Genomic DNA, 20,102 nt, shown 5'->3' on the forward strand with positions numbered 1-20,102 from the left:
CGCCATCCGGCCGAAGCAGAACATCACCCCGAAATCTTCGAGAAATCCGCAACCGTTCCGGTCGCCTCGCGGATTAGCCGCAGCAGGGCGAGACGGTTGGCGCGGATGGCGGCGTCCTCGTCGTTGACGAGCACGTCTTCGAAGAAGCGGTCGACCGGGCCACGCAGCTTGGAAAGCGCTTCCATCGCCGAGCGGAAATCTTCCCGGGCGACCGCGTCCGAGGCATCCTTCGAGGCGCCTGATATTGCGGCGAACAGCTCTTTCTCGGCATCGAGCGTCAGAAGCGCCGGCGACACGCCATCGGCAATCACAGTGCCCTTCTTTTCCTCGGCGGCGAGCAACTGCGTCGCGCGCTTGGTGCCGGCAAGCAGGTTCTTGCCGTCTTCCGAGGTGATGAAGGCCGTCAGCGCTTCGACGCGGCGCGCCACCATCAACAGGTCGTCGGCATCTGAAGTCAGCACGGCATCGATGAGATCGTGACGGGCGCCCTGATCGCGCAGATAGACCTTGAGACGGTCGTGGAAGAAGGAGAGGAGATCGATATCCTTCGTCGTCGCCAGCAGCGGCAGGCGGATCCTTCGCTCCAAGAGGATCCTGACGACGCCGAGGGCCGCCCGCCGCAGCGCGAACGGGTCCTTCGAACCGGTCGGCTTTTCATCGATCGCCCAGAAGCCGATCAGCGTATCGAGCTTGTCGGCAAGCGCGACCGTGATCGCCACTCTGTCCTCCGGCAAGCGGTCCGACGGACCCTGCGGCTTGTAATGGTCCTCGATCGCTGCGGCAACGGAGGCATCCTCGCCCTGCAGCGCCGCATATTTGCGGCCCATCAAGCCCTGCAGTTCCGGGAATTCGCCGACGGCTTCGGTGCGCAGATCGGCCTTGGCCAGCACGGCGGCGCGATCGACGAGGCCCGGGTCGGCGCCGGTGATATCGGCCAATTGCTTGGCGAGCGCGCGGATGCGGGCGACACGCGCGCCCTGTGTGCCGAGCTTGGTATGGAAGGTCACGTCAAGCGCATCGAGCTTGGCCATGCGCTGGTCGAGCGGCTTCTTGATGTCGAGGCCGAACTTTGCCGCCGAAGCTGTCAGCGTTTCGAGATCCGGCAGGTTGCCCTGATCGCGTTTCCAGAAATGCAGCGCATCCGAAAGCCGGGCCCGCACGACCTTGCCGTTGCCGTGGACGATTTCCTTGCCGCCGTCGCTTGCCTGGATATTGGAGACGAGGATGAACTTGTTCGAAAGCGTCTCTTCACCCTGTTTGCGGGTGACAAAACACTTCTGGTTGGTCTTGATCGTCAGCCGGATGATTTCCGAGGGGATCGAGAGATAATCCTCCTCGAAGCTGCCCATCAGCACCTGCGGCCATTCGACGAGGCCGGAGACTTCCTCCAGCAGGCCTTCGTCTTCCACTAGCTCCAGCCCGTTGGCAAAGGCGATGTCGCGGGCGTCGTGCAGGATGATGTCCTTGCGGCGTTCGGCATCGAGGATGACCTTGGCCTTTTCCAGGTGCGCCGCATAATCCTCGAAGCGCCGGACGGTGATCGCCTCGGGCGCATGGAAACGATGGCCATAGGTGATGTTGGAAGCGGTGATGCCGTCGATCTCGAAGGGGATGACGGTGGTTTCTTCATGCTCCGGGCCGAAGGTGCAGACGATCGATTGCAGCGGCCGCACCCAGCGCAGCGCGCCGGGCTTGGAGGAAGCCTTGCCCCAGCGCATCGATTTCGGCCAGGGAAAATCGCGGATGATGCCGGGCATGATATCGGTGACGATCTCTTCGGTCGCGCGGCCGGGCCTGGAGATGACCGCGACGTAGAAATCGCCCTTCTTCGGATCGCTCACCACCTGCGCCTCGGAGACCGAGGAAAGGCCGGCGCCGCGCAGAAAACCTTCGATCGCCTTCTCGTTGGCGTCGGTGCGCGGTCCCTTGCGCTCCTCGCGCACATCGGCCGAGCGCGCCGTCAGGCCGTGAATGTCGAGCGCCAGTCGCCGCGGCGTCCAGTATTCGCGCGCGCCCTCATAGGACAGGCCCGCTTCGACAAGCGCATCGGTGACGAGCTTCTTCAGGTCGCCGGCAGCCTTGCGCTGCATGCGGGCCGGAATCTCTTCGGAGCGGAGTTCGAGAAGAAGGTTTGGCATGTCGAATTTCCTTGCCTCCCGCGACCGGGGAGGGATGGCGTGGGCGCCGGGTCAAAACGTTGCTTCTGCTAGCAAAGAATGGCGCATCTGCACAACCGCAAAATCGCCGTCTTTCCGGCATGCTTATCCTGTGGATCGGCGTCTGCCTGATAACTCCAACATTGCCTTGCCGCTTTTCGCCGCTATGGTCCCGCCACCTCAGTCGAAACAGGAAATCCCAGGAACCCCATGGCCGCAGACCTCCGTTTCCTCGCAGCCCGCATCTCCGCCGAAATCAACGCCCGGCCCGACCAGGCCAAAGCCGCCATCGAGCTGCTCGACGAAGGCGCCACCGTGCCCTTCATCGCCCGCTACCGCAAGGAAGTGACGGGCGGGCTCGACGATACGCAGTTGCGCAATCTCGCCGAGCGGCTGGTCTATCTGCGCGAACTCGAAGCCCGGCGCGACGCGATCGTCGAATCGATCACCGGCCAGGGCAAGATGACCGACGAGCTGATGGCCAAGGTCTCAGGCGCCGTAACCAAGGCCGAGCTCGAGGATCTCTATCTCCCCTATAAGCCGAAGCGCCGTACCCGCGCCGAAATCGCCCGCGAACGCGGCCTCGGCCCGCTTGCCGAGGCAATCCTCACTGAGCGCACCAGCGAGCCGGCGGTCCTGGCCGAAGGCTTCCTCACAGCAGACGTGGCGGATGTGAAGACGGCGCTCGAAGGCGCGCGCGACATCATCGCCGAAGGCATTGCCGAAAATGCCGACCTGCTCGGCAGATTGCGCGCCCACATGCGCCAGGCCTCGCTGCTGAAGGCGAGGGTCGTCGACGGCAAGCAGGCGACCGGCGAGAAGTTTTCCGATTATTTCGATCATTCCGAACGCTGGGCGACCGCGCCGGGACACCGCGCGCTCGCCATGCTGCGCGGCTGGAACGAGGAGGTGCTGACGCTGACGATCGAGGCCGACGCCGAGACCGCCTCGCCGAACAAGCCGGTCGAACGCATGATCGCGGCCGCCTATGAGATCGGTGCGAGCCGCCCCGGCGATCGCTGGCTGATGGAGGTCGCAAGCTGGACCTGGCGCGTCAAGCTCTCCATGTCGCTGTCGCTCGACCTGATGCGGGAATTGCGCGAAAGAGCCGAAGAGGAGGCGATCCATGTCTTCGCCCGCAATCTCAAGGATCTGCTTTTGGCAGCACCCGCCGGCTCGCGCGCGACGATGGGCCTCGATCCTGGCATCCGCACCGGCGTCAAGGTCGCCGTCGTCGACGGCACCGGCAAGGTGGTGGCGACATCGACCGTCTATCCCTTCCAGCCGAGGAACGACGTGCGCGGCGCTCAGGTCGAGCTCGCATCGCTGATCCGCAAGCACAATGTCGAACTGATCTCGATCGGCAACGGCACCGGCAGCCGCGAAACGGAAAAACTGGTGGCCGATATGCTGGCCGAGTTGCCGGCGCCGAAGCCGACCAAGGTCATCGTCTCGGAAGCCGGCGCCTCGGTCTACTCCGCCTCGGCGACCGCGGCGGCCGAGTTTCCCGATCTCGACGTGTCGCTGCGCGGCGCCGTCTCCATCGCGCGGCGCCTGCAGGATCCGCTGGCCGAACTCGTCAAGATCGAGCCGAAGTCGATCGGCGTCGGCCAGTATCAGCACGACGTCGACCAGCAGAAGCTGTCACGTTCGCTCGATGCCGTGGTGGAAGACGCGGTGAACGCCGTCGGTGTCGATCTCAACACCGCGTCTGCACCGCTGCTGTCGCGCGTTTCCGGCCTCGGCCCGTCGATCGCCGATGCCATCGTTCGCCACCGCGACAGCGAAGGCCGTTTCGAGACGCGAAAGGATCTCCTGAAGGTCGCCCGCCTCGGCGGCCGCACCTTCGAGCAATGCGCCGGCTTCCTGCGCATTCCCAACGGCAAGGAGCCGCTCGATTCCTCCTCGGTGCACCCGGAGGCCTATGGCGTCGCCAAGAAGATCGTCGCCGCCTGTGGCCGCGACCTGCGTGCGCTGATGGGCGACAGCGCCGTGTTGAAATCGGTCGATCCGCGCCAGTTCATCGATGAGAAATTCGGTCTGCCGACGGTCAAAGACATCATCGCCGAGCTGGAAAAACCCGGCCGCGACCCTCGTCCGAGCTTCAAGACCGCGACCTTTGCCGAGGGCGTCAACGAAATCTCCGACCTGAAGCCCGGCATGGTGCTGGAAGGCACGGTGACCAATGTCGCCGCCTTCGGCGCCTTCGTCGATATCGGCGTGCACCAGGATGGTCTGGTGCATGTGTCCCAGCTTGCCGATCGCTTCGTCAAGAATCCCCACGAGGTCGTCAAGGCGGGCGATGTCGTCAAGGTGCGGGTCGTCGAAGTCGACGCGAAGCGCAAGCGCATCGCTCTGTCGATGAAACGCGATGACGGTTCTGCCGCACCGCCGCCGCGTGGTGATTCTCGCGGCAACCAGGGCTCCCGGCCGCAGAACGAGCGCCGGCCGGCGCCTGCCAAGCCGGAGAGCCAGGGCGCCTTCGGCGCGGCACTTGCCGAAGCCATGAAGAGAAAATAAGGGTTTAGCCGGTGTTTCGGCAAAAATGCAACAGTTTGGCAGCGTTCTGAACGGAGTGCTAAATCCGGCGCTTGTAAGGCGAAAGAGAGCTACTAAGTTGATGTGACCATCCTGTCACATTTGCGAGGCGTCCATGGCGTCGGCTTTCCTTTCGATCGTCCAGCAAATCATCCGCAAGGGTTCATTGAAGCTTACCCTTGCCAATGGCGAGACCCACACTATCGGCGACGGCACGGGTGAAACCGTTGTCGCCCGCCTTGCCGATCAGGAGGCCGAGGACGCCATCCGGCGCGACCCGACCATGAAGCTCGGCGAAATGTACATGCAAGGCCGGTTCATTCTCGAACAGGGCAACATCTACGATTTCCTGTCGCTGGTGAAACAGAACACCACCAACGAAATCTTCGATTTCAAGATGGCGGCACTGCTCCTCGGCCGCATCGCCTGGCAGCAGCTGAAGAGCCGCGTGCCGGTCAATCGCAACAAGCACAACGTCGCCCATCACTACGACCTGTCGGCCAAGCTCTTCGATCTTTTCCTCGACGAGGACTGGCAATATTCCTGCGCCTATTTCGAACCGCCGGGCATCGGTCTCGACGAGGCGCAACTCGCCAAGAAACGCCATATCGCCGCCAAGCTTCTGCTTGAACCGAACCAGCGCATCCTGGAGATCGGCTCCGGCTGGGGCGGCATGGGCATGTATCTGACGGAGGCGACCGAAGGCGCCGATTTCACCGGCATTACGCTGAGCGAAGAACAGCTCAAGGTCTCGCGCGCCCGCGCCGAAAAGCGCGGTCTTTCCGATCGCGTGCGTTTCGAGCTGCAGGACTACCGCACCATGACGGGCAGGAAGTTCGACCGCATCGTCTCGGTCGGCATGTTCGAACATGTCGGCATCGGCAATTACGGCAATTTCTTCCGCAAGGTATCAGATCTCCTCGACGATAACGGCGTCATGGTGCTGCATTCGATCGCCCGCCCGAAGCCGAGCTTCGGCACCAATGCCTTCATCGAGAAATATATCTTCCCGGGCGGCTACATCCCTTCGGTCGGCGAGGTGGTGCCGCCGCTCGAAAAGGCCGGGCTGCTGGTCAAGGATATCGAAATCCTGCCGATGCATTATGCCTATACGCTGCGCCATTGGCGCGAGCGTTTCGTGGCGCGCAAGGCCGAAGCGGTGGCGCTTTACGACGAGCAGTTCTTCCGCATGTGGGAATTCTACCTGGCGGGTTCCGAAATGGGTTTCCGCTGGGACGAGCTCTTCATTCTGCAGATCCAGCTCGCCAAGAACCAGTTCGCCGTTCCCGACAACCGCAGTTACATCGCGCGCAACGAGGCCAAGCTGAAGGAATTCGAGGCGAGGCGTGCGCCGCTTGAGAAGGTGGCGTTCTGATCCCGAAGTGCCGTGGCCCGCAGGACCTTCGTCGAGGGACCGGCTATCATGAAAGGACGTGCGGATGAGCAGTGCGTTTCCCGAGATCTACCTGGTCCGCCACGGTGAAACCGAATGGAGCCTGTCCGGGCGCCATACCGGACGCAGCGATATTCCCCTGACGGCGAATGGCGAGGAGGCTGCCCGCAAACTCGCCGGCCGGCTGGCGGGCCTCTCCTTCTCCGCCGTCTGGTCGAGCCCGTCCGCGCGGGCCCGCAAGACCTGCATGCTCGCCGGATTCGGCTCGGGCGCGGTGATCAAGGAGGAACTCGCCGAATGGGACTACGGCGCCTATGAAGGCATCACGACCAAGGCGATCCTTGCCGACCGCCCCGGCTGGCAACTGTTTCGCGACGGTTGCCCGAATGGCGAATTCGCCGCCGATGTCGGCGCCCGCGCAGACGCCGTCATCCATGCGCTTCGCGAAGCGGCAAGCACCATCCTGATCTTCTCGAGCTCGCATTTCCTGCGCGTGCTCGCCGCCCGCTGGCTCGGCCTGCCGCCGGAAGGCGGGGCGTATTTCTCTCTCGATACGACCAGCATCAGCGTGCTCGGCTATGAGCACGACCTGACGGAACCGGTCATCCGCCGCTGGAACCAGCGCTAGTGTACGATCGCCTCCCTCGTTGCCGTGGTTAACATTGGGGTAACGAGATCCGGATAAATGGAGTGAGCGCCGCCTCCGCGGCTTTTGTTTTGCGTTTTCTGGAGTGCGGACGTGTTTCATCGATCAGTCGTATCGATCTCTTTGGCCATTGCCCTTTTTTCTTATGGTTCGGCAGCCGCGCAGGAAAGCGGCCAGCACTTCTGGTCCGGCGACTGGTATCTGAGCGTCGGCGTTGCCGGCTTCTCCGCGCCGAAATTCGAAGGCTCGTCGCATAATGAATTCAAATTCAGCCCGCTGATCTCGGTCGGCCGCCAGGGCGCCGGGCCGCGCTTTTCCTCGCGCAACGACAATCCTTCCTTCGCCCTCATCGACAAAGGCGCCTTCCGCGCCGGTATCGTCGGCAGGTTCGTCCCGTCGCGCGATGACGGCGACGGCAACGAGCTGAAGGGCATGAAGAAGGTCAAATGGGGCGCCGAAGCCGGTGGTTTTGTCGAAGTCTACCCGACCGATTTCCTGCGCGCCCGTGCCGAAGTCCGTCAGGGCATCCGCGCGCATGACGGCGTCGTCGCCGATCTCGCCGTCGATGCCTTCACCGATATCGCGCCCGCCCTGCAGCTATCAGGCGGCCCGCGCGCGACCTTCGCCACCAGCGGCTATTACGACGCCTATTACGGCGTCAACGCCAGGCAGGCGGCGGCAAGCGGGCTTGATCCCTATAAGCCCTCGTCGGGCATCCAGTCCTATGGCGCCGGCACGGCGCTCACCTGGAAGGCGACGGAAAACCTCCAGGCAAGTTCCTTCCTCGAATATAAGCGGCTGGCCGGTCCCGCCGCCGACAGCAGCCTCGTGCGCGAACGCGGCTCGAAGAACCAGCTGCTGATCGGCGTTTCAGCGACCTACAAGTTCAATTTCTCTCTGCAGTGAAGGACGGCACTGCGCGTCGTTCAGGCGCGCAACGACGCCGTAACGCTTTGAATCGCCGGATAATTTCACCCCCGGATCGATTCCGGTCGAGGGAATGGCGAGCAGCAGCGCAATGATCGCTTCTTGACCGGATCGGCGGCCCGCCGCTAGATGAGCGGCATGCACGATACTGGCGACTTCCACGACCGCGTTTCCGACGCACCTTCCGATAACTGGGTCTACCGGATCCTGCCGGCATGGCTCTGGCCCTATGCGCAGCTTGCGCGCTGGGATCGCCCGATCGGCTGGCAGCTCTTGATGTGGCCGTGCTTCTGGTCGGCGACCCTTGCCGCCAATGCGGCGATCGGCGAGGGGATCTACTCCGGCAGCGTGCTGGTGTCTCACCTGTTTCTCTATTTCATCGGCGCGGTCGCCATGCGCGGCGCCGGCTGCACCTATAATGATCTCGTCGACCACGAGATCGACATGGAAGTGGCGCGCACGCGGTCGCGTCCGCTCCCCTCCGGCCGCGTCACCCGCCGCCGGGCGAAGATCTTCATCGGCCTGCAGGCGCTGGTCGGCCTCTTCGTGCTCTTGCAGTTCAACTGGTTTACCGTTTTTCTCGGCGTGCTCTCGCTCGGCATCGTGGCGCTTTATCCCTTCGCCAAACGTTTCACCGACTGGCCGCAATTCTACCTGGGACTTGCCTTTTCCTGGGGCGCATTGATGGGCTGGGCCGGCATTTTCGGCGGTCTCTCCTTCGCTGCCGTCCTGCTTTATGCCGCCTCCGTCGCCTGGACGATCGGTTACGACACGATCTATGCGCATCAGGATAAGGAGGATGACGAGCTGATCGGCGTCCGCTCCACCGCGCGGCTGTTCGGCGACAGGACGCGGCAATGGCTGATCGGCCTTTATGGGCTGACGCTGGTGCTGATGTTCATCGCTTTTCTGCTCGCCGACGCCAATCTCATCGCGTTTCTGGCTTTGCTCGGCGCCGCCGGCATGTTCGCCTGGCAGATCGTCCGGCTCGATATCGACGATGCCGCCCAATGCCTGGCGCTCTTCAAATCGAACAACCGCGTCGGCCTGATCATCTTCTTCGGCCTCTTCGTCTCGCTGCTCTTCGCCATTCCCTGAATGGGACGATGCATGAAACGATAAACCCGGCGCGGGCGCCGGGTTTCAAAATGGTTCCGAAGCGACGTTCCCGAATGGAATTGTCGCGTTTTTGTTCAGTTGCGGGCGATGATTTCCTTACCTTCGATCTTCATCGCGACACCCAGCCGGCCGGTGGTGCGGCGCACGAGGAAGCGCGGGCGGCGATTGGCGAAGTAGGAATGACGGCGGCGGGGCTTGATGTCGCTGGTGCGCAAGGCGCCGATATGCTCTTCGAGCGGACGCGCGACGCCGTCGGCTTCGACCATCAGCATCGGGATGCGGAAGGCTTCGGACCAGTTGCGCCAGTCGGCGGCGATGTCGCTGAGATCATGGGCGACGAGCAGCGGAATGCAGAGCTCCGGATCGGCGTGGTGAAGCTCGAGCGTCACGGTGACTTCGCCGTCGCCATGGTCGATGGCGCGGGCGGCGACACCTTGGAAGACGCGCTTTGGCAGCGCAATCGAGAGCGGCAGGCCGCTGGAGGGCAGGACCTTGCGCAGGACCGCGCCGCGTTCGTCTATCGTGATACTGACGTCATCCGAACAATCATGGATGGCATAGCTGACCTGCTGGGGAAAGCGGGACGGATCGAGGCGTAACGTCGTGCCAGCCCAAGCGGGCTTCATAACGGGATTGTTCATTTCATTCTACCCTTGTCTTACCTGAGAGCCGATTTCCGGTCTTCTCCTTGGGACTTTTCGTCCTCTATGGCCGACAATAGGCACCCGCCCTTCCGTACAGCTTAAAAATTGCGGTTAAGAAAACTTTGCCTCCTCTGATGGTTATCAAAACCGAATCCGGCAAGGTTTCCGGAAGGTGAACGGTGCGATGTCCTGAAACGATGCATCCAGAGGTAAGCCTCAGGTAAGCTTTCCATGGCAAAATGTGCTCACCAGCAGTTCGTCGTTCTTTTAGAAATTTTGGGTGAAAAGGGCGCTTTTCATGATCTCGGCTTCCCTCGCATATACGATCCTGTCGCGGGATATGACGTCCAGCCTCAACAAGGTTGCGTCGCAGGCGACGGTCAAGAAGGATGCTCAGTACTACGCCGACCATATCAACAAGGTCGAAAACGTCGACGACTTCCTCGGCGACTACAAGCTCTACAGCTATGCGATGAAGGCCTATGGTCTCGAGGACATGACCTATGCCAAGGCCTTCATGAAGAAGGTGCTCGAAAGCGATCTCACCGACCCCGACAGCTACGCCAACAAGCTTTCCGATACGCGTTACCGCGAGTTCGCCGCCGCCTTCAATTTCAACGCGCCGGCCAAGGATGTGCAGACGGACGCACAGGAAGACGACCTGATCGGCCTCTACAAGCAGTCCTTCATCGATGCCGACAAGGCCGCGGCCGCCGAGAGCACCTATTACAGCAACAATATCGATAGCGTGCAGAGCGTCGACGACCTTGTTAACAACACCCGGCTGCGCACCTATGTGCTGAAGACGTTCAACATCGATCCGACCTACGCGTCGACGACTTTTCTGCGGCAGGTGCTGACGAGCGATCTCAGCGACCCCACGAGCGTCGTCAACACCCAAGGCGGCGACAAGTACAAGGCGCTTGCCGCCCAGTTCAGCTTCAATGCCGACGGCACCGTCAACGGCACGGCGCAGACCGCCGCGCAAAAGGCCTCGGTCATCGAGTCCTACACCCTGAATTCCCAATCCGTCATCATCGACAATTCGGTCGGCTCGGACGTCTATTACGTCGGTCAGACGGCGGCGGACTACAACAAGGCCTATTACACGGCGAAGATCGGCACGATCACCAATGTCGACGATCTGGTCGCCGACAAGCGCCTGACTTCCTACATCACGACGGCCTACAGCATGGGCGCCGACTTCACCGCGGCCGCGCTGCGCACGGTGCTGACCGATCCCAGTTATGCACAGCTGATGGGCTTTACCAATGTCTACAATGCTTTCAACTTCAAGGCTGACGGGTCGGCCTCGAGCACGGCGCGCGTCCAGTCGGTCGATCAGTCAAACAATCTGAAGGCGGCCGCATCGAGCACGACCAACTATTATTCCGTCACATCGCAGTCGAGCAGCATCACCAATGTCGACGCCCTGCTGGCCGATAGTGTGCTGGCGCGCTACATCAAGGATGCCTACGGTCTCGGCACGAGTTTCAGCAATGCCGACCTGAAGAACATCCTGACCGATTCCACCTATGCCGCGGCCCAGGGCCATGCCGATCTCAATGCCGACTTCAACTTCCAGGCGGACGGCTCAATCAACGGTTCCGTGATCCAGACTGCGGCGCAGCGGAAATCGACCACCGACAAGTCGGCGGCGAATGCAGCGCACTTCAACAGCATGATCGGCAGCGTCACCAATGTCGACGACATCATGTCGGATGCGGTTTCGGTCAGCTATCTCAGAAACAGCATGCAGATCGCAGACAGCGTCTCCGACGCGACGTTGAGGACTTTCCTCGTCGACCGCACGGCTGCCAGCGCCCAGGGCTACAGCGACGTTCACGACCTCTTCAATTTCAAATCGGACGGTTCGATCGCGACCCTTTACGCCTCGCAGACGGCGACGCAAAGCGCCAGCACCACCAGCAAGGCCGACAATGCGGCAGTCTACTACCAGTCGACCATCGCCGGCATCTCGAACGTCGACCAGTTGCTGACCGACCAGAAGCTGAACAATTTCGTGCGCAACGCCTACGGCATCCCGTCGACGGTCAACGATGTCGCTCTTCGCGCTATCCTGACCGATCAGAGCGGCACCGGCACCTATGCCGACGTTGCCGCCGCCTTCAATTTCAAGGCGGACGGCACGCTCGAGGACGGCATGGCTGCGCAGACGGCGTCCCAGATCAGCAGCACGAAATTTGCCGCCTCGGCGCGCACGGATGATTATTCCGCCAGGATGTCGACGATCAGCAATGTCGATGAGCTGCTTGCCGACAGCGCCATTACCAATTTCCTGAAGAGCACCTACAATCTGCCGTTCAATATTTCGGACGCCGATCTGAAGAGCATCCTGACCGATGCGACGGCCGCTGCCGCAGCCGGCCATGCCGATCTCAATGCCGACTTCAATTTCGCCGCCGACGGCTCGCTTCCCGTCGCCACCTCGGCCCAGACGGCCGATCAGGCGCAGACCACCAACGACAATTATGCGGCGCGCTACGATGACGAACGTGACGAGGCGATCGACGAGGTCCTATCCAACTACCAGAAGCTTATGGCCGACAGCAGCAGCCTGCTGAATTTCTCCGACGTCACCAGCGTCAATGATTTCCTGCGCAGCAATTCGTCGGCCGATTTCAGCAAGGGCAACGACAACCTGCCGGATCTCTTCCATGTGGCGCTGCAGGCCTTCGGTCTGACCGACCAGGAGGTCTCGCGCTCGATGATGCGCAAGATCCTGACGAGCGATGCCTACGACCCGAATGGCTATGTCGCCTCGCTCAAGGATGAACGCATCACCAACCTTGCCCGCGCCTTCAATTTTGGCCCCGACGGCAAGGCGGCATCACCCTTCCAGGCACTGCCCGACGCGACCATGGCCAAATACGCCACCGACTACAGATCGCATATCACCATGCTGATGAAGGACGGTCCGGTGAAGGACAAGGCGGCGAAGGACGCGACGGCTGAGGTCGACTATTTCGCCAAGGGCATGGCGAAGGTGAAGTCGCTCGACGATTTCCTCGACGACAGCCGCCTGACCGACCTGGTGCTGAAAGCGAACAATCTTGACCCGAAGGATTACGACAAGGCGACGCTGAAGAAGATTTTCACCTCCGATCCCGACGACAAGAAGAGCTATCTCAACGCCACCGCCGATGCTCGTTTCAAGGACATCGTCGCCGCCTTCAACTTCGACAAGGACGGCAATCTGACCCGTGCCAAGATGGGCACCATCCAGAACAAGGCGGCCGAGGAGCACACCCAGGAGCTCTATGTCCAGCAGACGATGGAAACCCAGGAGGGCGAATCCAACGACGGCGTTCGCCTGGCGCTCTATTTCAGCCGCAAGGCCCCGAGCATCACCTCGATCTATTCGATCCTCGGCGACAAGGCGCTCTATCAGGTCATCACCACGGCCTACAGCCTGCCGTCGCAGATTTCGGGCATGGACGTCACCAAGCAGGCCGATCTCATCAACCGCTTCGTCAAGCTCGAGGATCTCCAGGATCCGAAGAAGGTCGACAAGCTGCTGCGGCGGTTCACCGCGATGTACGACGTCCAGAACGCCACCCAGCAGTCGCCGGCACTGCAGATCCTGACCGGCGGCGGCACGCAGTAAATCTAAGGTAATTTCAGGAAAGCGGGCAGTGGCGCAAATGGCTGCCCCTCACCCTAACCTTACCGGGGTCGACCCCGGTCGATGGCGGCAGCCGGATGAGGGCCGGTCTCGTCGACCTCACGGCTCGAGGCTGACGACCTTGTCCGGGTTCATGATATTGGCGGGGTCGAAGGCGCGCTTGATGCGGCGCATCAGCTCGATTTCGATCACTGGGCGGATTGCCGCCAGTTCGTCGCGCTTCAGCTGACCGATGCCGTGCTCGGCCGAGATCGAGCCGCCATGGGCGAGCACCAGCCCATGCACGATATGGTTCATTTCGCGCCAGCGGGCGATGAAGGCGGCCTTGTCGGCGCCGACCGGCTGGGAAATATTGTAATGGATATTGCCGTCGCCCATATGGCCGAAGGCGCAGATGCGGGCGCCCGGCATCGCCGCCATCACCGCTTCTGCGGCCTCGGCCATGAAATGCGGGATCCTCGACACCGGCACGGAGACATCGTGCTTGATCGACCCGCCTTCCGGCTTCTGGGCATCCGACATGCTCTCGCGCATGTGCCAGATCGCCTTCTGCTGCGCCAGGGAGGCGGCGATTGCGGCATCCAGCACCAGCCCGGCCCCAAACCCCTGTTCCAGCACGCCGTTCATCATCCGCTCCGCCGTCTCGGCCGAGTCCGAGGTCGAAATGTCGATGAGCACGTACCAGGGATAGGCGGCATCCAGCGGATCGCGCACGCCCTCGATATGGCGCGTGGTGATCTCGACGCCGAAACGCGGCATCAGCTCGAAACCGGTGAGCGAGGTGCCGCAGAGGCTGGAGGCCAGGTTGAAGAGGGCAAGCGCATCCTCGACCGAATTCAGGCCGGCAAACGCCACCTGATGGCCGAGCGGCTGCGGGAAGAGCTTCAGCACGGCGCCGGTGATGATGCCGAGCGTGCCTTCGGCGCCGATGAAGAGATCGCGCAGATCGTAGCCGGTATTATCCTTCTTCAGGCGGCGCAAGCCGTCCCAGATTTCGCCGGTCGGCAGCACCACTTCGAGGCCGAGGCAGAGCTGCCGCATATTGCCATAGGCAAGCACGGCCGTGCCGCCGGCATTGGTGGATAGATTGCCGCCGATGCGGCAGGAGCCCTCGGAGCCGAGCGACAGCGGAAACAGCCGCCCATGCGCCTCGGCTGCCTTCTGCACCTCGGCCAGGATGGCGCCGCCATCGGCGACCAGCACGTTCGCCACCGGATCGACATCGCGGATCCTGTTCATGCGCTCGAGCGACAGAATGATATCGCACTTGCCGGCACGCGGCGTCTGGCCGCCGACGAGGCCGGTATTGCCGGTCTGCGGCACGATCGCCGTTCCGGTCGCGGTCGCAAGCTTCATGATATCAGAGACTTCCTCGACCGAGCCGGGCTTCAGGAGGAGAGGGGAGGAGCCGCGATAGAGCCCGCGGTTTTCGATCAGATGCGGCGCCAGGTCGGCCTCGCCGCGAAGCGCGTATTTTTCGCCGACGATGGCGACGAAGCGGTCGAGCAGTTCGGTGGAAATGCTGGGGCTGCTCATCGGGCTCGATCCTCCATTCTCAAGGCGACCGCAAAGCGATCGTCCGGGCCAATCCAGGTCTTTCAGTCGCGGGGTGCGGCTGCCCGCTGCAGGCGGTCGTTGATCGCTTCGCCGAGCCCCTCTTCGGGAATCGGCGAAAAGGCGATGCTCGATGCTCCGGTGGCATCGGCCCGCTTCATGTAGTCGAAAAGATTGGCCGCCGCCTCGGCGAGATCGCCGCGCGGGCTGAGGTCAAGGACGATCCGCGCGCCGTTGGCGCCGGAGACCGCCGCGCTGCCGAAGGCGATCAGCGCTTCGCCGGGTTCCACCGCCGTCGCATTGAGGCGCACCGAAGCGCCCGGCGCGTAATGCGAGGCGAGCATGCCCGGCGCCTCGATCGCCGCCGAGGCCGCTTTCGCACGCAGCAGCGGCTGGCCCGCGACGCGCTCGATCTCGCGCGCCGCCAGTCCACCCGGGCGAAGCAGCCGCAGCCGGCCGCCCTCTGCCTTGACGATCGTCGATTCGACGCCGACGGCACTTGGGCCCGCATCGAGGATCAACGGGATCCGCGCGCCGAGATCGGCGTCGACATGGGCCGCACTCGTGGCGCTGATCCCGCCCGACGTATTGGCGCTGGGGGCTGCGAGCGGCCGTCCGAAGGCGGCGATCAACGCGCCGGCAAACCCTTCCGGCACACGGACGCCGACGCTGTCGAGCCCGGCGGTCGCCAGCGAATGGATCGGACTATCAGGCTTCAGCGGCAGCACCAGCGTCAGCGGCCCGGGCCAGAAGGCCGCAGCGAGCGCCCGCGAGAGCGGGTCGAATTCGGCATGTTTTTCGGCCATCGCCAGATCGGCCATATGGCAGATCAGCGGGTTGAAACGCGGCCGTCCCTTTGTCTCGTAGATGCGGGTGATGGCGACAGGATTGGTGGCATCGGCTGCAAGGCCGTAGACGGTCTCGGTCGGGATGGCGATGGCAAAGCCGTCGGCAAGAGCGGCTGAGGCCGCTTCGATCGCTGCCTGCCTGTCTGCCTTTATGTCGATTATGCGCGCCATGTCCTGCCCGATAAATTAGCCCCGGCAGTCATTAGGCTTTCCGTCGGCGGCGATCAATCGCCTTATAGCTGCCGGATGATTTCGCGCAGCTGTTCGTTGCGGGCGCCGAGCAGGAGGATGTTGCGGATCGCTGCCTGCGGATCATGGGTGCGGAAGAGCAAGCCGTTGCCGCGCACCGACCGGTCGATGGTCATCTTTTCCGTGGAGTTCTCGCCCGGTTTGATGGCGACGGCGAAATACATGCGGGAATAGCCGACATCGATGCGCTCGAAGAAATTGTCGTTCTCGCCGATGTCGGAATAGAAATTGGCGATGTAGAAAGCCCAGCTCACGTCCTCGTAATGGGCGAATTTCGTCCGCGAGGCGGTGACGTGGCAATAGCCGAGATGCGGGCTGTCCTCCAGCGTCCGGTGGAAGATCATCTTCGGAAACTGGATCGAGTGGTGAAAGCCGTTGATGTGCTGATGCGTCTTCTCGCCGGCCACCTGCAGCTTGCGCGCGGTCTTTGCGGCGACCTCATCATGGGTGAGATAGCGCTTTTCCTCTGCCAGCCAGTGGCGCCGGTCGCGGGGGATGCGGCCGGTGCGCAAGAATTCGGAATGCGCGGCAATCAGCTGCGGCTCCTGCGATCTGCTCGCATCTTTCGCGTCGAAATAACGGAGTTTGGCCATGGTTCGCGTTCTTCGGTCGGTCGGTAATCGTTAGAAGGATAGGACGGTATGCTTAAGGCGATGTTAAAAATGACCCGGTGGCCGGCTGACCGGCAGGCGCCGGCAGATGTCGCAAATGCGACGGCGATCGATGTCAGGCAGCCGACCTCTTGCGTGACGGCTCTTTACGCCATGTCGCAATTGAGGATAATTGCCCGGAGAGTCGGACGATGAGAGTCGGGCGATGAGAGTCGGGCGATGTGATCGACCGGGATGAGCCGCTTCAAGCCTTGCCGCATCCTGTCGTCAATTTCGAAGCCGATGTCGCATTACAACCAAGCGGCAACCATGCTCGGTGATTAAATGGCGCCATGAACAATTCTCCCGAAGGAGAAGGAAGCGGGCGCGCTTCCGCCAGCCCTCTGTTCGAGGGTGGCAACCGGGTGCACGAGGACATGAAGATGGATATTCGCAGCAACGTTTTGCGTCAGCTCAAGAGCCGCCGTGAGGGCTTCAGCCTCGAACAGCCGTTCTACATAGACGAGGATTATTTCCAGCTCGACATGGAGATGATCTATTATCGCGACTGGCTGTTCATCGGCCATGATTGCGAACTGCCGAAGCCGGGCGCCTATTTCACCGTCCAGATCGGCAGCTATCCCGTCGTCATCGTCCGCGGCAAAGACAATGTCATCCGCGCCTTCCACAACAGCTGTCGCCATCGCGGCTCGCGCGTCTGCACCAAGGAGCACGGCTCCTCCGTGCGGCTCGTCTGCCCCTACCATCAGTGGACCTATGATCTCGAAGGCAAGCTCGCCTTCGCCCGCCACATGGGCGATGATTTCGACAAGACCGGCTTCAATCTGAAACCCGTCCATTGCGAAGTCGTCGCAGGCTATGTCTTCATCTGCCTTGCCAACACCGCCCCGGATTTCCAGCCGGTGCGCGACAAGATCGAACCCTATGTCGCGCCGCACCGGATCAGCGAGAGCAAGGTCGCCTTCCAGAGCACGATCATCGAGAAGGGCAACTGGAAGCTCGTCTGGGAAAACAACCGCGAGTGCTATCACTGCGCCGCCAATCATCCCGAACTCTGCCGCACCTATCCCGAAGCCCCGAGTGTCACCGGCACGGATGGCGGCGCCGACGATCCGGAGATCGCCGGCCATTGGGCGCGCTGCGAGGCTGCCGGCCTGCCGAGCAAGTTCCAGATTTCGCCGGACGGCCAGTTCCGCACCGCCCGCATGCCGCTGATCGAAGATGCCGAAAGCTACACCATGTCGGGCAAGCGCGCCGTCAAGCGCCCGCTCGCCGACGATATCTCGATCAGCCATATCGGCACCATGCTGCTCTTCCACTACCCGACGACCTGGAACCACCTGCTCGGTGACCACGCCATCTCCTTCCGCGTGCTGCCGCTCAGCGCCAACGAGACGGCGGTGACGACCAAGTGGCTCGTCCACAAGGACGCCGTCGAAGGCGTGGATTACAATCTCGAGGAACTGACCCACGTCTGGACCGAGACCAACGACCAGGATCGCCGGATCGTCGAGGAAAACGCCTTCGGCATTCACTCGCCCGCCTATGAGCCCGGCCCCTATTCGTCGCTGCATGAAGGCGGCGTCATGCAGTTCCTCGAATGGTATTCGAACTTCATGGTGAACCGCCTGCAGGGCGACCAGGCGAAAATCTCGGCCGTTGCCTGAACGCACACTGGCTGAGCCGGGCGGTTAATGTCCGGTTCAGTTCGGATTCTCTAAAAGGAAGCTGCCGGTCCCGGCGGCTTTTGGAACCATTCAGGGGCAAAAGCGTTGCTAGGCAGGCGGTGCTCGCTGTTGAATGGGAGAAAACAATGATCGGGCTGAGAAACAAGATTGCAACCGCAGTTCTGGCCGCCGCCGTCGTTCTGACGGGCTTTGCGCCGTCGCAGGCCATCCAGATGCCGACCGCTCCGCAGGTGGAAAAATCCTCGGCGGTCGAGGACGTCCAGTACCGCCGTTATTATCGCCGCGATTATTACCGGCCCGGCTATCGCCCCGGCGCCTATTACCGGCCCGGCTACTACGGCGGCTATCGCGGATATTCCTATTATCGCCCGGGCTATCGCCATTATAACGGCTACTGGTATCCGCTCGCCGCCTTCGGCGCCGGCGCAGTCATCGGCGGCGCCATCGTCGCCCAGCCGCGTTACGTCGAGCCCGCGCCCCGCATGGGTTCAAGCCACGTCGCCTGGTGCGCCAACCGCTATAGGTCCTATCGCGCCTACGACAATACGTTCCAGCCCTATAACGGCCCGCGCCAGCAGTGCTATTCGCCGTATTGAGGCAGGAAGCGCGCCGCGCTTTCGATCGCTCCGTGTCAATGCGGTGTGATGTGGTAGTCGTAACACCGCGCCATTCGCTGCATCGGCGGCGAGTTTGGCTGGAGCGTTCCCCCACCCTCCGTCATCCTCGGCCTTGAGCCGAGGATCCGTGCCCGCTGCTGATGGAGGCCCACATGGATCCTCGGGTGAGGCCCGAGGATGACGGAGGGTGGGGCGAGCTCTGTGGCAAGTTCCGCGACGTGTGATGGATAGCGAACCCAAGCTTCCCCCGCCAGTCACGCCAAACGCTTCCGCCTCAAAGAATATCCACCCGCCGCAGCAGCCACCAGGCAAACGCAATGGACGCGACGATCAGGGCGACGGCGTATTCGGTGCCGTAGTCGCCGACGGCGAAGGGCAGGTTGGCGGTGTTCATGCCGAAGAAACCGGTCACCAGGGTCGGCGGCAGCAGGAAGGCCGTCATGATCGACAGCAGATAGAGGTGGCGATTGGTTTCGGAGGATTGTTTCGAATCGATTTCTTCGTGCAGCAGGCGCGCCCGGTCCTGCAGCGCATAGATATCGTGGTCGACCGTTTCCAGCCGGCTGGTCAGGCGCCGCGCCACATCGTCGAAGCCGAAGGGCATCTCGTCGTCGTCGGCCGCCGCCGCACGGCGCATCAGCGCCAGCACCGTGCGCAGATGCCGATGCAGCCTGACCACGGTTCGCCGCACAGGCGCTAAGCGCCGGCGTTCGTCGCGCGGCGCGTTGTCGTAGACGATATCCTCGATCTGGTTCAGCTCTTCGGTGAGTTCGATGACGATCGTAATCAGCGTGCGCTGGAATTCGATCACCAGCAGTTCGAACAGATCGACCGGCCGCGAAAATTTGCCCGGGTTCTTCTCGATCAGCGCCCGCGCCCGTTCGACGCTGCGCAGCGGCTGCAGCCGCGTGGTGACGATGAAGCGATCGGACATGGCGAAATGCAGCCAGCCGAGATTGTTGGTGTCCTGGGCGAAATCGCGCTGGCAATCGACGAGCGTGCCATAGAGCATCTGCTCGTCGACGGTGATGGCCGCATGCGTATCCCGCGTCGTCAGCGCCGATTTCGCATCCTCCGTCAACCCGTCCAGGGTTTCGAGCAAGGCCGGCACCCGGGCGTCGACGAGGTTGAGGTGCAGCCAGTAGAAGCAGTTGTCGGCGGTCAGTTCCGCCACCGTCGCACTGTTGTTCAGTCGCACCGCGGTCTTTTCGTCGGGCGAGAAACGATAGGCCCAGACGAAACCGGGTATGGTGACGGGCAATGTATCCATTGGTCGCCGATCCTTTGCGAAGGCGATATCGTTCTTTAAAGTGTCTTCATGACGTTCATTTGCGCAAGGGTGCAAGAGCCAAGCGCCATGTTCGGGCAAACTATCACATGGCAGCCAAAGAAATCGAAATTGACGTTTACGTAAAAATCAATTAGCCCTTGCCTCGGAGGGGCTTTGCTGGGGTGCGAGGCCGTCT

At 62.2% G+C, this 20,102-nt stretch carries 14 protein-coding genes; 8 read left to right on the forward strand and 6 right to left on the reverse strand.

Annotated elements, in window-relative coordinates:
• Nucleotides 1-23: 23 nt before the first annotated feature.
• A complete protein-coding gene (glyS, locus tag NE851_RS14705; RefSeq protein ID WP_254961225.1) occupies nt 24-2,138 on the reverse strand; it encodes a glycine--tRNA ligase subunit beta in 2,115 nt (704 codons plus the stop codon).
• A gap of 228 nt (nt 2,139-2,366) precedes the next feature.
• Between glyS and NE851_RS14710 the strand changes: the two genes are divergently transcribed.
• The 5 genes from NE851_RS14710 (at nt 2,367) to ubiA (ending at nt 8,758) form a co-directional block, all read left to right on the forward strand.
• Nucleotides 2,367-4,676, forward strand: a complete 2,310-nt coding sequence (locus tag NE851_RS14710) for a Tex family protein (protein ID WP_254961226.1) — start codon at nt 2,367-2,369, stop codon at nt 4,674-4,676.
• Nucleotides 4,677-4,809: 133 nt separating this feature from the next.
• On the forward strand, nt 4,810-6,069 hold the full coding sequence (locus NE851_RS14715) for a cyclopropane fatty acid synthase (RefSeq protein WP_028756694.1): 1,260 nt from the start codon (nt 4,810-4,812) through the stop codon (nt 6,067-6,069).
• 64 nt (nt 6,070-6,133) lie between these two features.
• Nucleotides 6,134-6,715 (forward strand): histidine phosphatase family protein, encoded by a 582-nt coding sequence (locus NE851_RS14720; protein ID WP_028756695.1) that lies wholly within the window; start codon nt 6,134-6,136, stop codon nt 6,713-6,715.
• A 111-nt stretch (nt 6,716-6,826) separates the two neighbouring features.
• Nucleotides 6,827-7,639 carry a MipA/OmpV family protein gene (locus NE851_RS14725; RefSeq protein WP_254961227.1) on the forward strand — a complete coding sequence of 271 codons (813 nt, stop codon included), beginning with the start codon at nt 6,827-6,829 and terminating at the stop codon, nt 7,637-7,639.
• A 159-nt stretch (nt 7,640-7,798) separates the two neighbouring features.
• Entirely contained in the window at nt 7,799-8,758 is a 960-nt protein-coding gene (gene ubiA, locus NE851_RS14730) for a 4-hydroxybenzoate octaprenyltransferase (protein WP_028756697.1), read from the forward strand.
• A gap of 95 nt (nt 8,759-8,853) precedes the next feature.
• Here ubiA and NE851_RS14735 read toward each other — a convergent pair whose 3' ends face one another.
• Nucleotides 8,854-9,420: a DUF6101 family protein gene (locus tag NE851_RS14735; RefSeq protein ID WP_028756683.1), complete on the reverse strand. Its 567-nt coding sequence runs from the start codon at nt 9,418-9,420 to the stop codon at nt 8,854-8,856.
• Nucleotides 9,421-9,721: 301 nt separating this feature from the next.
• On the opposite strand from NE851_RS14735, the gene NE851_RS14740 reads away from it, so the two are divergent.
• Complete coding sequence (locus NE851_RS14740) at nt 9,722-13,051, forward strand: DUF1217 domain-containing protein (protein WP_047613871.1); 3,330 nt, start codon at nt 9,722-9,724, stop codon at nt 13,049-13,051.
• A gap of 117 nt (nt 13,052-13,168) precedes the next feature.
• On the opposite strand, the gene NE851_RS14745 is transcribed toward NE851_RS14740, so the two are convergent.
• From NE851_RS14745 to NE851_RS14755, 3 genes are all read right to left on the reverse strand, one after another.
• Nucleotides 13,169-14,605 (reverse strand): FAD-binding oxidoreductase, encoded by a 1,437-nt coding sequence (locus NE851_RS14745; RefSeq protein ID WP_097595276.1) that lies wholly within the window; start codon nt 14,603-14,605, stop codon nt 13,169-13,171.
• A 62-nt stretch (nt 14,606-14,667) separates the two neighbouring features.
• Nucleotides 14,668-15,642 carry an L-threonylcarbamoyladenylate synthase gene (locus tag NE851_RS14750; protein WP_097595275.1) on the reverse strand — a complete coding sequence of 325 codons (975 nt, stop codon included), beginning with the start codon at nt 15,640-15,642 and terminating at the stop codon, nt 14,668-14,670.
• Nucleotides 15,643-15,704: 62 nt separating this feature from the next.
• On the reverse strand, nt 15,705-16,313 hold the full coding sequence (locus NE851_RS14755; protein ID WP_028756679.1) for a DUF6656 family protein: 609 nt from the start codon (nt 16,311-16,313) through the stop codon (nt 15,705-15,707).
• A 440-nt stretch (nt 16,314-16,753) separates the two neighbouring features.
• Between NE851_RS14755 and NE851_RS14760 the strand changes: the two genes are divergently transcribed.
• Nucleotides 16,754-17,998 (forward strand): aromatic ring-hydroxylating oxygenase subunit alpha, encoded by a 1,245-nt coding sequence (locus NE851_RS14760; RefSeq protein WP_028756678.1) that lies wholly within the window; start codon nt 16,754-16,756, stop codon nt 17,996-17,998.
• Nucleotides 17,999-18,144: 146 nt separating this feature from the next.
• Nucleotides 18,145-18,615, forward strand: a complete 471-nt coding sequence (locus NE851_RS14765) for a BA14K family protein (protein WP_028757704.1) — start codon at nt 18,145-18,147, stop codon at nt 18,613-18,615.
• Nucleotides 18,616-18,910: 295 nt separating this feature from the next.
• On the opposite strand, the gene NE851_RS14770 is transcribed toward NE851_RS14765, so the two are convergent.
• Entirely contained in the window at nt 18,911-19,906 is a 996-nt protein-coding gene (locus tag NE851_RS14770; RefSeq protein ID WP_047613877.1) for a transporter, read from the reverse strand.
• Nucleotides 19,907-20,102: the final 196 nt, after the last annotated feature.

Origin of the sequence: Rhizobium anhuiense bv. trifolii, assembly GCF_024346605.1 — a bacterium.
GTDB classification, from domain to species: domain Bacteria; phylum Pseudomonadota; class Alphaproteobacteria; order Rhizobiales; family Rhizobiaceae; genus Rhizobium; species Rhizobium anhuiense.

Bases quoted from the DNA above. Each gene is read 5' to 3' on its own strand.
- glyS (WP_254961225.1), bottom strand. From the start codon at position 2,138: ATGCCAAACCTTCTTCTCGAACTCCGCTCCGAAGAGATTCCGGCCCGC.
- NE851_RS14710 (WP_254961226.1), top strand. From the start codon at position 2,367: ATGGCCGCAGACCTCCGTTTCCTCGCAGCCCGCATCTCCGCCGAAATC.
- NE851_RS14715 (WP_028756694.1), top strand. From the start codon at position 4,810: ATGGCGTCGGCTTTCCTTTCGATCGTCCAGCAAATCATCCGCAAGGGT.
- NE851_RS14720 (WP_028756695.1), top strand. From the start codon at position 6,134: ATGAGCAGTGCGTTTCCCGAGATCTACCTGGTCCGCCACGGTGAAACC.
- ubiA (WP_028756697.1), top strand. From the start codon at position 7,799: ATGCACGATACTGGCGACTTCCACGACCGCGTTTCCGACGCACCTTCC.
- NE851_RS14735 (WP_028756683.1), bottom strand. From the start codon at position 9,420: ATGAACAATCCCGTTATGAAGCCCGCTTGGGCTGGCACGACGTTACGC.
- NE851_RS14740 (WP_047613871.1), top strand. From the start codon at position 9,722: ATGATCTCGGCTTCCCTCGCATATACGATCCTGTCGCGGGATATGACG.
- NE851_RS14745 (WP_097595276.1), bottom strand. From the start codon at position 14,605: ATGAGCAGCCCCAGCATTTCCACCGAACTGCTCGACCGCTTCGTCGCC.
- NE851_RS14750 (WP_097595275.1), bottom strand. From the start codon at position 15,642: ATGGCGCGCATAATCGACATAAAGGCAGACAGGCAGGCAGCGATCGAA.
- NE851_RS14755 (WP_028756679.1), bottom strand. From the start codon at position 16,313: ATGGCCAAACTCCGTTATTTCGACGCGAAAGATGCGAGCAGATCGCAG.
- NE851_RS14760 (WP_028756678.1), top strand. From the start codon at position 16,754: ATGGATATTCGCAGCAACGTTTTGCGTCAGCTCAAGAGCCGCCGTGAG.
- NE851_RS14765 (WP_028757704.1), top strand. From the start codon at position 18,145: ATGATCGGGCTGAGAAACAAGATTGCAACCGCAGTTCTGGCCGCCGCC.
- NE851_RS14770 (WP_047613877.1), bottom strand. From the start codon at position 19,906: ATGGATACATTGCCCGTCACCATACCCGGTTTCGTCTGGGCCTATCGT.